Source organism: Pseudomonas sp. SJZ080 (assembly GCF_007828295.1).
Taxonomy (GTDB): domain Bacteria; phylum Pseudomonadota; class Gammaproteobacteria; order Pseudomonadales; family Pseudomonadaceae; genus Aquipseudomonas; species Aquipseudomonas migulae_A.
In genome coordinates this window covers 36,229-50,455 of sequence record NZ_VIUK01000012.1, presented here as the reverse complement: position 1 = coordinate 50,455, position 14,227 = coordinate 36,229, and the positions used below count along the sequence as shown (strand labels likewise).

Sequence of the window (14,227 nt, the reverse complement as noted above, 5' to 3'; positions counted from 1 at the left end):
GTCAAATGCGGGGGCGGGCTTGCTCGCGATGAGGCCCGTTCAGACGACATCAATATTGGCCAATGCCACCCGCAACCGCGCCGCACTCGCCCGCGGACAATTCAACTGAACCCGCGCCAACCCCAACCAATCCGCCATCCGCCGCAAATTCACCGCCAGCGCCAGCATCCCCTCCTCGTCCAGCCCCGGCTCCTCCTCATGCACGGCATGCACCGCGAGCCGCCCCAACGCCCGTTCGGCCCGCAAATCCACCCGCGCGGCAATCCGTTCGTTGTGTAAAAACGGCAGCACGTAATACCCGTAGATGCGTTTGTCCGGCGGCGTGTAGATCTCCAGCCGATAGCGAAAATCGAACAGGCGCTCGGTACGGCTGCGCTCCCAGATCAGCGAATCGAAGGGTGACAGCAAGGCGCTGGCCTGGGCCCTGCGCGGCACTTTCGGCTCGGGCAGACAAAACGCCGGTTGCCGCCACCCCTGAACCTCGCAAGTCTGCAACTCACCCGCCTCCACCAGTTCCGCCAGACGCGGACGCGCATCGCCGGGGCTCATTCGAAAGTAGTCTCGCAGGTCCTTCTCCGTCGCCACCCCCAAGGCATTGGCGGCATGCAGCAGCAGCCCGCGCTGCGCCTCGTCTTCCAAGAGCAACGGCTGCTGCAGAATCGCGGAGGGAATAACCCGCTCCGGTAGATCATAAAGCCGCTCGAATCCACGCCGTCCGGCCACAGTCACTTCACCGGCGGCGAACAGCCATTCCAGCGCATGCTTTTCCGCACTCCAGTCCCACCACGACCCTGCCCGCTCCTGGCGGGTCGACAGACTCCCGGCACCCAGCGCACCGAGCTCCTGAACCGAGGCCAGCACTCGGCGAATGGTGGCCTGCTGCTCACGCCCGAAACGCGCCAGTTGCTGATAGATATCTTCACCACGGGTCGCACGCTGCATGCGCCAGCGCATCAACGGGTACATCGACAGGGGTAGCAACGAGGCTTCATGGCCCCAGTATTCGAACAGCGTGCGTCGACGGCCCGAACTCCAGGCAGCCTGGTCGAGCAAGTCGGATGAGTAGTTGCCGAGGCGGGAAAACAAGGGAAGGTAGTGCGAGCGCACCAACGCATTGACCGAATCGATCTGCAGAATGCCCAGCCGCTCGATCAGGCGATTGAGCTGAAGCGCCTTGATCGCCGCCGGCGACTGGCGCCCATTGAACCCTTGGGCGGCCAGCGCCAGGCGTCGAGCCTGTTTGATGGAAAAGGACAGCGTTGCGGGCATGAGCATCTCCTTGTCTGCTCGCAACCTACCTCACCGGAAGACGGTTTGTGTAGTTGTGGGTCACTCATTTGTGCATCGGGTCATCCCAGAATGGGCGGATGCTTTCGTGCTCGACATCCGCACGACTGAGCCCGATGTCCTTCAGCGCTTCGTCGCTCATGCCCGCCAACAACTCGCGTTCACGGTGCAATTCATACCAGCGACTGATTTTGTGCAACAAATCGGATACCACGTGGATGGAATGTTTTTCTACCTCGACATAACCTTTTTGACCTTTCATCTTGTTGCCCTCCGTTTGGGATGGCTCAAGTGTCTCGCCGGGGCTAAGATCAATCCAACGAATGTTTCTTATGAAACACATCTCGGAGATTGATGTATGTCCGCCTTCCCAAGTATCGACACCGAAGTGCTGCGCACCTTTGTCGCCATTGCCGACCAAGGCGGTTTCACCCGCGCCGGGGAACTGGTCAACCGCACGCAATCCGCCGTAAGCATGCAAATGAAACGGCTGGAAGAGGATGTGTTGCAGCGCCAACTGTTTCAACGCGACGGCCGACAGGTGCGGTTGACGGCTGAAGGACAGGTCCTGCTGGGCTACGCGCGGCGCATCCTCAAGTTGCATAGCGAAGTGTTCAACACGCTGCGCGAGCCGCACATGGTCGGCATGGTGCGCATCGGCACCCCGGACGATTATGTGATGCGTTTTCTGCCGGGGATTCTGCGCCGGTTTGCCCAGTCGTATCCGCTGATCCAGATCGAAGTCCACTGCGAATCTTCAAAACAATTGCTGCTGCGTCAGGACCTGGACCTGACGATCGTGACCCGAGAACCGGGCAGCGAGATCGGCCAGTTGTTGCGCAAGGAGCGTTTTGTCTGGGCCGAAGCGCAATGTTTCAGTGCCCATGAGCAAACGCCGCTGCCGCTGGCGATGTTCAACAGCGATTGCTTCTGCCGTTTATGGGCGTGCAATGCCCTCGATGCCATGGGCCGCGATTATCGCGTGGCCTACAACAGCGACAGCCTGTCGGCGATCATGGCGGTGGTCAGCGCCGGCCTGGCGGTGACCGCACAACTGGAAAGCCTGGTCACCCCGGACATGCGCATTCTCGGTGAAGCCGAAGACCTGCCAGTGTTGCCGGAGGCAAGCATCATGCTGCTGCGCAACCTGCACAACCCATCGCCGATCACTGAATGCCTGGCCGAACACATCGTCGAAGGGTTCAAACTTTAAAGGCGAGCATCACCGCGCACAGTACCAGGAAGCCACAGAACAGCCCGCGCAGCAGCCGCTCCGGCATGGCGTGGGCGATCCTCACCCCCCAACTGATGCTCATCAGGCCGCCGACGGCCAACGGCACGCCGATCATCCAGTCCACTTGATGATGCACGGCATAAGTCACCAGCGTGACGCCCGTGCTGGGTAACGCCAGCGCCAGCGACAAACCTTGGGCCACCACCTGGCTGGTGCCGAACAGGCTGGTCAGCACTGGCGTTGCCACCACCGCCCCGCCCACGCCAAACAATCCGCCCATGGTCCCGGAAGCCGCGCCGAGTACGCCCAGCCATGGCCATGAGTAATTCATCTGCGAACTGACCGGCGCACTGGCGTAGAACATTCGCATCAGGTTGTAGGCCGACAGTGCGATCAGGAACGCAACAAACCCAACGCGCATGGTTTGCGCATCAATGCCCACTGCCCAGATCGAACCGATCCACGCAAAGCAAAAACCCATCGACGCCAGTGGCAGCGCGTGACGCAATTCAATTTTATTGCGCTGGTGATAGCGCCACAAAGCCAGCATCACGTTCGGCACCACCATGACCAGCGCAGTGCCTTGGGCAATCTGCTGATCGAGACCGAACAACACGCCGAGCAACGGAATGGCGATCAGCCCGCCGCCAATGCCAAACAGACCGCCCAGGGTTCCCAGGGCGGCGCCGAATACCAGGTACATCAAAAACTCAATCACGGCCGATTTCCTATTGTCTCAGGCGATCCATCCTACGCAGTCGGCGCTGGCGGGGAAACGCACAGCAACGCACAATGGCTATGCCAACTTCGCACAAGCACTGACGACACCATGAACCCCAATCAATTGACCGACCAACTGGGTCTGTTCCTCGATGTACTGGAAACCGGCAGTTTCTCTGGCGCATCCCGCCGTCATCCGCTGACCCCCTCGGCCGTGGCGCGGCGCATCGACAGCCTGGAAAACGCCGTCGGCAGCCAGTTGTTTATCCGCAGTACCCATGCGGTGCGTGCGACGCCGGCCGGATTGGCATTTGCCGAGCGCGCGCGGCGGATTGTGGCGGAGCTGCAACTGGCGCGGGCCGAAGCGGTGTCCCTGAGCAGCGCGCCGGAGGGCTTGATCCGGATCGACGCGCCCGCCGCGTTCGGCCGGCGGCATCTGGCGCCGGTGATCGCTGATTTTCTGATGCTCTACCCCGGTCTCGACGTGCAATTGCACCTGATCGACAGTTTTGTCGACATGCAGGGTTTGAACCTGGGCAAGGTCGATCTGGTACTGCGTGCCGGGCAAATGGCTGACACCCGCCTGGTGGCCACGCCGCTGGCGAGCATTGTGCGCATTGCCTGCGCCAGCCCCGACTATCTGAAGCGTCGCGGCGTACCGTCCGACCCGTCGCAGTTGATTGAGCACGACGGCCTCGACTGGGATGGCCTCGCCCCGCCCTTCGCCTGGCGTTTCGAGCGGGATGGGCAAATGCACCTGCACCGTCCATCGCGCATCCGCATGAGTGCGAACAATGCCGAAGCGCTGGTCTGCGGCGCGCTGGCCGGCTTGGGTGTCGCGCACTTGCCGACCTGGCTGGCCAGCGAATACTTGCTGCGAGGCGAGTTGCTGCCGCTGTTTTGCGAAAACGGCCTGCCACCAGCGGAAACCACCGGCATCTATGCCTTGCGCCTGGAGCAGCAACCCAATTCCCGCAGTCGTTTACTGCTGGAATACCTGAAAACACGCTTCAGCCCCATTCCGCCATGGGACTTGGCCCTGCAAACCAACCTGGACCGGCACTAGTCCAGAATTGTCTGGCGCATTAAAGATTCGCCCGCTAGATTTATAACGATCACTGATCAAGGCTTCGAAATGAACACCGAGCGCAACCTCTCCGATAACTGCGACGCCCTGCTGCTGGATAATCAGGCCTGCTTCGCCCTGCATTCCACCTCGCTGCTGATGACCAAGGTCTACAAGCCGCTGTTGCAAGCACTGGGCCTGACCTATCCGCAATACCTGGCGATGATGGTGTTGTGGGAACAGGACGGTTTGACCGTAGGCGAAATCAGCACGCGCCTGCTGACCGATCCTGGCTCACTGACGCCACTGCTCAAACGCCTGGAAGCCGAAGGCTTGCTCAGCCGCACCCGCAGCCGCGAAGACGAACGGGTGGTGATTGTCGAACTCACCGAACAGGGCCGCGCCTTGCGGGACAAGGCTCGCGGAGTTCCCCAGTGCATCCTCGGCGCCAGCGGGATGTCGCTGGAGAGACTGCAGAAACTGCAGGCAGAGCTGCAAGTGCTGCGCAGCAATCTGCAAAACAGCCTCTGATCCCAACCCACCACAAATTCCCCTGTGGGAGCGGCGGTGCGACGATTCGACTTGCTCGCGAATGCGGTGTGAGATTCAGCAGATGTGTTGACTGACACATCGCATTCGCGAGCAAGCCCGCTCCCACATTTGGTTTGCAGTGACCTCGGGAGTCCTGTTCACCCGCCCTCACCCCGAAAAAAATTCACCGTCGAAAAACCCCGCCTGAACCGCTCTAAATCAATAGTCTTGCCTGCAATCACTCTCTCACTCCTTCACCCTCGCCAAACTTTTTTTAAAATTTATCTTGCACGCTAAATATCAGCGCGCTACATTTGGCTCGTACTTACTTAGCGCGCAAACATTTAGCGCAAAACAAACAAATCCAAACGAGGCTCACACCATGCAAACTCTCTACACCGCAATCGCAACCTCCACTGGCGGCCGTGATGGTCGTGCGGTTTCCAGCGACAACATCCTCGACGTCAAACTTGCTACCCCGAAAGAGCTCGGTGGTGCTGGCGGCGCTGCCACCAACCCTGAACAATTGTTCGCTGCCGGTTACTCGGCCTGCTTCATTGGCGCGCTGAAATTCGTCGCCAGCCAGACCAAACGAAGCATCCCGGCCGACGCCTCGATCACCGCCCATGTCGGCATCGGTCAGATTCCTGGTGGTTTCGGCCTGGACATCGACCTGCACGTCAGCCTGCCTGGCCTGGAACAAGCCGATGCGCAATCCCTGGTCGACGCCGCCCACCAGGTCTGCCCTTACTCCAACGCCACCCGTGGCAACGTCGATGTGCGCCTGCACGTTACCGTCTAACTGCTGACTCCACGACCGAACAGGAAACGAACATGAACACTTTCAGCAAAGTCTTGACCGGTACCCTTCTCGCCCTGTCCATCCACAGTGCATTCGCGGGCGATGGGGTTGAGCACAACACCCAGGCGTTCCTCGATGTGCTGAATGCCGGCACCGGCAAACCGATGGAACAGCTTTCACCGAAAGATGCCCGGGCCATTCTGGTCGGCGCGCAAGCCGGGGTGAAATTGACGCTGCCAAAAGCGGACGTCAGCCAGAAGACCATTCAAGTCGACGGCCAACCGATCAGCCTGACCATCGTCCGTCCGGCCGGGGTCAAAGGCGAGCTGCCGGTGTTCATGTTCTTCCACGGCGGTGGTTGGGTGCTGGGGGATTTCCCGACTCACGAGCGGTTGGTTCGGGATCTGGTCACGGGCTCGGGTGCAGCGGCGGTGTTCGTCAATTACACCCCGTCGCCGGAAGCGCATTACCCGGTGGCAATCAACCAGGCTTACGCCGCGACCAAATGGGTGGCTGAGCACGGTAAAGAAATCAACGTCGACGGCAAGCGTCTGGCCGTGGCCGGTAACAGCGTCGGCGGCAACATGGCGGCCGTGGTTGCACTGATGGCCAAGGACAAAGGCACCCCGGCGATCAAATTCCAGGTGCTGCTGTGGCCGGTGACGGATGCAAACTTTGAAACGGCGTCTTACAACCAGTTTGCCGAGGGGCACTTCCTCACCAAAAACATGATGAAGTGGTTCTGGGACAACTACACCACCGATGCCAAGCAACGTAACGAGATCTACGCTTCGCCACTGCGAGCGACCACTGCCCAGCTCAAAGGCTTGCCACCTGCGTTGGTGCAAACGGCCAGCGCCGATGTGCTGCGCGATGAAGGTGAGGCGTACGCCCGCAAACTCGACGAGGCCGGTGTGCCGGTGACGGCGGTTCGCTACAACGGCATGATTCACGATTACGGTTTGCTGAATGTGGTGAGCCAGGTGCCAGCGGTGCGCTCGGCGATGTTGCAGGCGTCTGAAGAGCTCAAGCAACACCTGAAGAAATAACACCTCCACCCTGTAGGAGCCGGCTTGCTGGCGATAGCGGTCTCACGGACGCCATCGCCAGCAAGCCGGCTCCTGCAGTTTTTTCGGCGTTTTCCCAGTCTGCGTTTTTCAGACAAGGCACAAAAAAGCCCGACTCAATGGTCGGGCTTTTTCATTCCTGAAGCGGTGCTTATTTGGCACGGCCTTTGTAGGAACCGCCTTCGCGGGTATCGATCTCGATCATGTCGCCGATTTCGATGAAGTCAGCAACCGACAGCTCGGTACCGTTCTTCAGTTTGGCAGGCTTCATCACCTTGCCGGAAGTGTCGCCGCGAGCGGAACCTTCGGTGTAGTCAACCTGACGCACGATAGTGGTCGGCAGTTCTACGGAAACCAGACGCTCTTCGAAGAAGATCGCTTCGCAAACATCGGTCATGCCTTCTTCAACGAAAGGCAGAACGGCTTCGATGTCTTCAGCGTTCAGCTCGTACATGGTGTAGTCGGTGGTGTCCATGAACGTGTAGGTGTCGCCGCTGATGAAGGACAGGGTCGCTTCTTTGCGGTCGAGGATTACGTCGTCCAGTTTGTCGTCGGCGCTGTAAACGATCTCGGTCTTGTAACCGGTCAGCAGGTTTTTCAGCTTGGTCTTCATGATCGCGCTGTTACGACCAGACTTGGTGAATTCAGCTTTCTGAACCAGCCAAGGATCGTTTTCGAGACGGATCACGGTACCGGGTTTCAGTTCTTTACCAGTTTTCATTGCGAATATCCGAATTTGGATGGGATTTACAAAAATCTAGGCCGCGTATCATATCCAATTTAGGTAAAACTGTACCAGCGCCGCGGCAAGATCTGCCTGCAAGGCTTGTTCCAGACACCACGCTTCGGCATGTTTTTGCAGTTCCGGCCAGTGTTTACGGGTCGTCAGCCAGTGACCCGACATATCATGCCCGGCATTCCACGCACGCCAAAGCCCGCTGATCGCCTCGCGGGCAGGCGCAGACAGGTCTTTTGTGTACAGCGTCAGGAAGGCTTCGAGCTTGTCCAGGTGAATGTCTTCGTCCTGCCGATAGATGTGCCAGAGCAGTGGCCGGCCCGCCCATTGGGCGCGGACAAACGAATCTTCGCCGCGCACAGCGTTGAAATCGCAGCACCAGAGCAAGTGATCGTATTGCTCCTGTCGGACGAACGGCAGCACTTGCACGGTCAAGGCCTCGCGCACATGCACGGCGCCCGCCGCCAATCCGTCGACACCGAGCCAACGCTCGACATCACCCAGAATCCGCCCTTCGGGCACCAACAGATGCGTAGGCGTCGAATCGGCGGCCATGACCTCCAGCCAACTCGCCAGGCCGGTATTTTCATAGGCAAACAGCGAGATCAGCTGCGCGCCTTGTGCATGATTAATCCCTAACTCTTGCAGGAATTTTCGCTGAGCCTCGGGGCTTTGCTGAAAGTGCCGGCGTCGCTCGAGCAATCCGCTTTCACGCAGCAGGCCACCGGTGCCCTTCTGGAAGCCCGGAAAGAAAAAGTACTTCTGCACGCTTTTGTATTTCACCGACGGCAAACCGTGGCAGCCGATGACCCAGTCTTCGGCACTCAGATAATCGAGGTTCATCCACAACGGCGGCTTTTCCCGCGCGGCCATGGCGTCCATGTAGCCGCTCGGCAACTGGCAGGCGAATGCGGCGATCACGACATCGGCGGCGTCGGCGGGCAACCAGTCGGCTGGCCATTGCCGGACTTCGACACCGTCCTGCCACTGCTGCGCGACATGGATGTCGATCTCTGGACAGAGTCGCTCAAAGGCTCGCAGGTCATCGACCCACAAACGCACTTCCAGCGAATGCTCGGCGACCAGTTGTCGGGCCAGGCGCCAGGTCACGCCGATGTCGCCAAAGTTGTCGACCACGGCGCAAAAAATGTCCCAGCGCCTGCGGCTTTTCATTTGAGGCATTACAGGCATTCCAGGCTCCCGTTGGCAAAGGCGCCGATTGTCCGCATAAATTACTCCGTGCAGAAGAGCCGACGGCGATTAATCTTCATGCGACAATCGCCGTTCGCCCGCGACCACCCGCCAGGAGGCAGTCATGCCCTACCGCCCCAACCCGCGCCGCCCCTTGCCGATTCAGCTCAATGCCCTGCAACTGACCGGCAGCATTGCCCTCGGATTGTGGCTGGGATTCCTCGCCATCGCGCTGACCTGCTGGCTCGCTTCCCGACTGTTGTTCAACGAGCAATTGGCGCCGGTCGCGCAAGCGATAGAGCAACTGGCGAAACCACCCGTGGTCGCACCACCGGTGCCGGATCTTCCGCCGCAGAGCCCGCTGTTCGATCAATACGAAGAGAACCTGCGCAAGAACGAGCAGCAGCAACGACTGGATCAGGCCCGCAGCACCAGCCGTAATCTGGCCAATCCGAAATGCCAGTTCTGGCTGCAACAGGACCAGACCGCGCCAAGCGAAAAAAGCCGCGCCAACGTCCTGCAATTCTGCGACTGACCATGAATAAACAGACGGTCCATCAACTGATTCTCGACAAGCTGCGTGTCGACCTCGACATCGCCGAACGTGCCGCGCAAACCGCGTACGAAACCGCGACCCACGAAGAAAACATCGCCGAAAACAAGTACGACACACTGGGGCTGGAGGCGTCATACCTGGCAGCCGGGCAGGCGAAACGGGTCGAGGAAATCAGGCAATCGCTGGCGCTGTGCCAGAACCTGACGCTGCGGCCTTACGACGATCAGCGCGGCATCGAAGTCGGTGCCCTGCTCGGTCTGGAAGACGAAAAGGGTCGTGAACAATGGCTGTTTCTGGCCCCCGATGCAGCGGGTTTGAAGGTCGATCTGGTGGGGCAAATGATTACCGTCATCACCCCTCGCTCACCGCTGGGCAAAAGCCTGCTGGGCAAGTTCGAAGGGGACGAGGTGGAGATTCTGGTGGCGGGCGCTCGGCAACAGTTTTCTGTCACCGAGGTGGTCTGAAACCGGAGATTAATGGACCGGCAGTTCGACGCCGTCGAACAGCTCTTCCAGTTCCTGCTTGTTGTGGCACTGAATGGCTTTGGCCATGATTTCGCGGGTCAGGTGCGGAGCGAACTTTTCGATGAAGTCGCACATGAAGCCACGCAGGAAGGTGCCGCGACGGAAACCGATTTTGGTGATGCTGGATTCGAACAATTCGCTGGCGTCGAGCACGACCAGATCACTATCGAGCTTGGTGTCGACCGCCATTTTCGCCACGATGCCCACACCCAGACCCAATCGCACGTAGGTCTTGATCACGTCGGCGTCAGCGGCGGTGAACACCACTTTCGGCGTCAGGCCGCGATGGCTGAACGCTTCGTCGAGTTTCGAACGGCCGGTGAAACCGAATACGTACGTCACGATCGGGTATTCGGCCAGCGCTTCAAGGGTCAGCTTCGACAGCTTGGTCAGCGGATGGCCCTGAGGCACGACCACGCAGCGGTTCCAGCGGTAGCACGGCATCATCACCAGATCACCGAACAGCTCGAGGGCTTCGGTGGCGATGGCAAAATCGACGGTGCCGTCAGCGGCCATTTCGGCGATCTGCATCGGCGAACCCTGGTGCATGTGCAGCGCAACGTCCGGGTATTGCTTGATGAAATTGCTGATCACCGGCGGCAACGCGTAACGCGCCTGGGTGTGCGTGGTAGCGATCGACAGGGTGCCTTTTTTCTCGTTGGAGAATTCCTGGGCGATCTGCTTGATGCTTTCAACCTTGCGCAGGATCTCGCCAGCGGTGGTGATGATGCGCTCGCCGGCCGGGGTGACGCGGGTCAGGTGCTTGCCGCTGCGAGCAAAAACCTCGACGCCCAATTCGTCTTCCAGCAGACGGATCTGCTTGCTGATACCCGGTTGCGAGGTGTAAAGGCTTTGGGCTGTAGCGGAAACGTTGAGGTCGTGGTGCGCCACTTCCCAGATGTAGCGCAGTTGTTGAAGCTTCATATGAATCCCTCAAAGCAGGTAGACGCCACGGGCATCAGCGACGGTATATAACTATATTAATGGTTTGAAGAATAAATCTAGAACTTTTTCATCAAAACGCCACTATTCATGTTCCAGTCGTGTGCTAGCGATCGCCCTTGCGACGGCGCTCCACCAGCGGCACCAGATAGACCGGAACCCGAGCCAACTGCAACACCCGCGCTGCGGTCCTGCCCAACGGCGTTTCCGCGCCAGCACCATGGCTATGACTACCTACGATCAACAAATCCACGGAGAGTTTCTGCGCCTGGTCGAGAATCACCTGCGACGGATCGCCCTGAAGCACCCGCACCGCCTGAATCCGGTCCAGATCGTGCGCACCCTCGTCCCCCAACTCCTCACGAAAACTGTCGAGCACCCGCTGCTCGATACTGGCAATGACGGTGTTCAGGCCCTGACTGTGAAACTCGTTCAACGCCTGTTCATCGAGGTAACTCTGAAGCACCGATTCGGCAAACAACCCCATCGGCTCAACCGCGTGCACCACATACAAGTCAGCATCGAATGTTCGAGCCAGCTCCAGGGCATGCTGCATCACTAACGGTGCGTACAGACCGAGGTCAGTGGCATACAGCATCGAACGAATCATATGACCTCCTCGAGTGCCAACATGGCGGAGATTGATTCAGCTTAGCAGTGCCTTGGCGAACACGACGTCCCGCGTAACGCGTTGAACGGCGGGCTTAAACCTTTTGCTCGTTGCTTATGCCATGGGGCACATGACCGGTAGCGACCACCTCGCGGGCCAACTCGCAATGGCCGGCCTGATCGTCGAAAAACACGTCGGCGGCAAAGGCTTCGAGGAAGGCGGACTTGGTCAGGCCACCGAGAAACAACGACTCATCCAGGCGAATGTCCCACTCGCGCAACGTGCGGATCACCCGCTCATGGGCGGGCGCCGAACGGGCGGTGACCAACGCGGTGCGGATCGGACAGGCGTCCTCCGGGAACTCGCGCTGCAACAGATTGAGTGCCGCGAGAAAGCCTTTGAACGGCCCGCCGCGCAGTGGCTCGCGGGCACTTTCGCGTTCGCTGGCCTGAAACGCTTCCAGGCCGCCCGACTGATAAACACGCTCCGACTCGTCGGAAAACAGCACTGCGTCACCGTCGAAGGCAATCCGCAATTCATCGCTAGCAGCACGGCTGGCCCCGCCCGACAGAATGGTCGCCGCCGCGAAACCGGCATCCAGTGCACTGCGCACGTCTTCGGCGTGGGTCGACAGAAACAGGTCGCAACCAAACGCTTTGAGATACGGATACGGACTGCGCCCACCGACAAACGCCGCACGGGAGATCGCCAGTCCGTAATGGTGAATCGAGTTGAACACCCGCAGCCCCGTGTCGGCGCTGTTGCGCGATACCAGGATCACCTCGACCCTGGCGCGGCCGAGGCGGGTATTGAGGCTGAGGAGTTTTTCCACCAACGGGAAGGCATCACCGGGCTCGAGGATTTCGTCTTCGTGTTCGATCTGATATTGCCGGTAGGCCTCGACGCCGCTCGACAGGTAAACCTTGTGGCTTTCGCTCAGGTCGAACAGCGCGCGCGAAGAAATCGCCAGTACCAGTTTGTCGTCAATCGTCTTTGCCATGCCCTTCCCCCTCGGGTTGATCGACTCAGGTGTTGCGTCGATCGATAAAACTCAAGCCGCGATACAACGCTTCGATTCGTGGCAATTCGCAGCCGGCGGCCTTGGCTGCCGCCAGTGGCCGGGCGTAAATCGCCTCCAGTTCCAGCGGTCGCTTGTGCAGAAAATCGTGGTACATGCTCGGCCAGTAGTCCGGCATTTTTTCGGTCATCATGAACAGATAGTCGGCGTAACCGGCCGGCATGTCGTGACCGCAGGCCTTGGCACCCTGAACCACTTCGGCCATCAAGGCCTTGATCAGTTCCCGGCTGTCGGCATCGGCCATCAACGGTGTGGTGCCCGCGCCGAGCAGAACCGACAGGCCGTTGTAAGGGATATTCCAGACCAGTTTCTGCCAGCGCGCCTGATGCAGGTTCGGCATGGCCTGGGAGTCGATGCCGGCGCTGCGGAACAACCCGGCGCCTTCCTCGACAATTGCCATGCTCGCCTGTTCATCGGTGGCGGGGCCACTGTGGTAACCGACGTTCACCGCACCAAGGGCCTGATGAGTGATCGCACCGGGGCCGGTGCGATGGACGCAGATCAGGCAGAGCCCGCCGAGCAGGTGCAGGGAATCCGGAAGCAAGGCTCGCAGACCGTCCTCGACGTCCAGGCCGTTTTGCAGCAACAGCACCTTGGCGTTCGGTGCCGCCGCTTGAATGATCGCCGGCGCCAGACCGGCATTGCTGGTGGTCTTCGCGCCCACCAGCAACCAGTCGCAGGGCGGCATGTCTTCGGCCGATGAATAGGCCTGTACCGGATTCAACGCCAGCGCACCGTGCACCGCACTGTCGAGTTGCAACCCGCGTTCGGCCACCACCGAAAATTCGCTGCGCAACAGAAAATGCACGTCGAAACCGGCACGCGCCAGCATCAACCCATAGAAACCACCGATCGCACCGGTCCCGATAATACCAATGGTCGGTTTGGCAACTGCACCCGTCATGGCAACTCCTCTGCTGTTCTGGTCAACGCCTGAGTCACGGCCGCATTGAGCTCGTTGCTGGTCAGGCGCGATTTTAGCGCTCCGAAAAACTCACCGTCGCGCACCACAAACAGCGCCGGCAAATGAAAGACCTGATAACGCTCGACCACCCCGCCATTGTCCCCGGCATCGATCCAGCACAAGCGGTCGACATGCAGATCGAGCCTTGGCAATTGCTCACGGGCAAAACGGCAGCTGGCGCAGCCGACGCTGGTGAATATGACCAGCGACACCCCGCTCATCGCCAGCAACCGTTGGTCGGCGTCGAAATCGGTCAGTTCCGATTCGACCACTATACTGGGGGAAACAATGTCAGATGGCCGACACATGGAGTCCGTGCTCATGGGACGTTTTATTCCTCATCCTGACGATGTACCCGTCGAATTAACGTTGTTGAAACCTGAGTGTATTTCACGACAACAGCTGCACACTATCAGCGTCGGGGGCATGGCTTGCAATTACCACCGCGCCTGGCGCCACGGTACGGCGCTGGAGGTTCGCATACCGACCTTGAACCCCGACTTGCGTTTTCTGGGCTATGTAGCCTGGTGCCTGCGACGCAAACACGGTTATCTGGTGGGCATTGCCTTTGTCGACGAGCAGATGATGTTCAGTGCCCGGATGGGCGAACAGGTGTGCCAGATCGAACGTTATTGTCGCCAGCATGACGCCCACGACGACCTGCAGGAAACCCAGGCGCTGGCCCTCGAATGGGTCCAGCAACACGCCGACGAGTTCTCTCACGACACGGTTCGCAGGGCATTTGCACAGGCGGTGATGGATTAAGGGACGTTATCAATTCGTTGCGAATGCCCCTAAAACCGCTGTCTGCCCATTGTCGAGCCACGGTGTAACGCGCTAAGGTTCCGCTCCCCGACGCGCTTAATTTGCTGTGCTCCGCCGCGCGGGTTCGCTGGCGGCCGGCACCCGTGACCTGACG

At 59.7% G+C, this 14,227-nt stretch carries 18 protein-coding genes; 8 read left to right on the top strand and 10 right to left on the bottom strand.

Features of this window, described 5'->3' with window-relative positions; genetic code table 11:
- Positions 1–39: 39 nt before the first annotated feature.
- Positions 40–1,269, bottom strand: coding sequence for a winged helix-turn-helix domain-containing protein (locus FBY04_RS16990; RefSeq protein ID WP_145315851.1), 1,230 nt, complete (start codon positions 1,267–1,269; stop codon positions 40–42).
- Positions 1,270–1,333: 64 nt separating this feature from the next.
- The gene (locus FBY04_RS16985; protein ID WP_084319916.1) at positions 1,334–1,549 is read right to left on the bottom strand and encodes a DUF1127 domain-containing protein; all 216 of its coding nucleotides are present in this window, start codon (positions 1,547–1,549) and stop codon (positions 1,334–1,336) included.
- 96 nt (positions 1,550–1,645) lie between these two features.
- Here FBY04_RS16985 and FBY04_RS16980 point away from each other — a divergent pair, with 96 nt between their 5' ends.
- Complete coding sequence (locus FBY04_RS16980; RefSeq protein WP_084319914.1) at positions 1,646–2,500, top strand: LysR substrate-binding domain-containing protein; 855 nt, start codon at positions 1,646–1,648, stop codon at positions 2,498–2,500.
- On the opposite strand, the gene FBY04_RS16975 is transcribed toward FBY04_RS16980, so the two are convergent.
- On the bottom strand, positions 2,490–3,239 hold the full coding sequence (locus FBY04_RS16975; RefSeq protein ID WP_145315850.1) for a sulfite exporter TauE/SafE family protein: 750 nt from the start codon (positions 3,237–3,239) through the stop codon (positions 2,490–2,492). The genes FBY04_RS16980 and FBY04_RS16975 overlap by 11 nt on opposite strands.
- Before the next feature lie 111 nt (positions 3,240–3,350).
- Here FBY04_RS16975 and FBY04_RS16970 point away from each other — a divergent pair, with 111 nt between their 5' ends.
- From FBY04_RS16970 to FBY04_RS16950, 4 genes are all read left to right on the top strand, one after another.
- A complete protein-coding gene (locus tag FBY04_RS16970) occupies positions 3,351–4,307 on the top strand; it encodes a LysR family transcriptional regulator (RefSeq protein ID WP_145315849.1) in 957 nt (318 codons plus the stop codon).
- A 69-nt stretch (positions 4,308–4,376) separates the two neighbouring features.
- The gene (locus tag FBY04_RS16965; protein WP_084319909.1) at positions 4,377–4,838 is read left to right on the top strand and encodes a MarR family winged helix-turn-helix transcriptional regulator; all 462 of its coding nucleotides are present in this window, start codon (positions 4,377–4,379) and stop codon (positions 4,836–4,838) included.
- Positions 4,839–5,220: 382 nt separating this feature from the next.
- Positions 5,221–5,640, top strand: coding sequence for an organic hydroperoxide resistance protein (locus FBY04_RS16955; protein WP_017339801.1), 420 nt, complete (start codon positions 5,221–5,223; stop codon positions 5,638–5,640).
- A 32-nt stretch (positions 5,641–5,672) separates the two neighbouring features.
- On the top strand, positions 5,673–6,689 hold the full coding sequence (locus FBY04_RS16950) for an alpha/beta hydrolase (RefSeq protein ID WP_145315848.1): 1,017 nt from the start codon (positions 5,673–5,675) through the stop codon (positions 6,687–6,689).
- A 169-nt stretch (positions 6,690–6,858) separates the two neighbouring features.
- On the opposite strand, the gene FBY04_RS16945 is transcribed toward FBY04_RS16950, so the two are convergent.
- Positions 6,859–7,428, bottom strand: a complete 570-nt coding sequence (locus FBY04_RS16945; protein WP_007943632.1) for an elongation factor P — start codon at positions 7,426–7,428, stop codon at positions 6,859–6,861.
- Positions 7,429–7,476: 48 nt separating this feature from the next.
- A complete protein-coding gene (gene earP, locus FBY04_RS16940; protein WP_145315847.1) occupies positions 7,477–8,634 on the bottom strand; it encodes an elongation factor P maturation arginine rhamnosyltransferase EarP in 1,158 nt (385 codons plus the stop codon).
- 124 nt (positions 8,635–8,758) lie between these two features.
- Between earP and FBY04_RS16935 the strand changes: the two genes are divergently transcribed.
- Entirely contained in the window at positions 8,759–9,169 is a 411-nt protein-coding gene (locus FBY04_RS16935; RefSeq protein WP_145315846.1) for a hypothetical protein, read from the top strand.
- Between the two features lie 2 nt (positions 9,170–9,171).
- Complete coding sequence (locus tag FBY04_RS16930; RefSeq protein WP_145315845.1) at positions 9,172–9,654, top strand: GreA/GreB family elongation factor; 483 nt, start codon at positions 9,172–9,174, stop codon at positions 9,652–9,654.
- A gap of 9 nt (positions 9,655–9,663) precedes the next feature.
- Here the strand turns inward: FBY04_RS16930 and cysB are convergent, their stop codons facing one another.
- From cysB to FBY04_RS16905, 5 genes are all read right to left on the bottom strand, one after another.
- Positions 9,664–10,638, bottom strand: coding sequence for an HTH-type transcriptional regulator CysB (gene cysB / locus FBY04_RS16925; RefSeq protein ID WP_084319897.1), 975 nt, complete (start codon positions 10,636–10,638; stop codon positions 9,664–9,666).
- 124 nt (positions 10,639–10,762) lie between these two features.
- Positions 10,763–11,266 carry a universal stress protein gene (locus FBY04_RS16920; RefSeq protein WP_084319894.1) on the bottom strand — a complete coding sequence of 168 codons (504 nt, stop codon included), beginning with the start codon at positions 11,264–11,266 and terminating at the stop codon, positions 10,763–10,765.
- A 94-nt stretch (positions 11,267–11,360) separates the two neighbouring features.
- Positions 11,361–12,266: a 5'-nucleotidase gene (locus FBY04_RS16915; RefSeq protein WP_084319892.1), complete on the bottom strand. Its 906-nt coding sequence runs from the start codon at positions 12,264–12,266 to the stop codon at positions 11,361–11,363.
- 25 nt (positions 12,267–12,291) lie between these two features.
- The gene (locus FBY04_RS16910) at positions 12,292–13,248 is read right to left on the bottom strand and encodes a putative 2-dehydropantoate 2-reductase (protein WP_145315844.1); all 957 of its coding nucleotides are present in this window, start codon (positions 13,246–13,248) and stop codon (positions 12,292–12,294) included.
- A complete protein-coding gene (locus tag FBY04_RS16905; RefSeq protein WP_084319888.1) occupies positions 13,245–13,631 on the bottom strand; it encodes a co-chaperone YbbN in 387 nt (128 codons plus the stop codon). Before FBY04_RS16905 ends, FBY04_RS16910 begins: the two co-directional genes overlap by 4 nt.
- Here FBY04_RS16905 and FBY04_RS16900 point away from each other — a divergent pair.
- Complete coding sequence (locus FBY04_RS16900) at positions 13,630–14,073, top strand: PilZ domain-containing protein (protein WP_084319886.1); 444 nt, start codon at positions 13,630–13,632, stop codon at positions 14,071–14,073. The genes FBY04_RS16905 and FBY04_RS16900 overlap by 2 nt on opposite strands.
- The last annotated feature ends 154 nt before the right edge of the window (positions 14,074–14,227 follow it).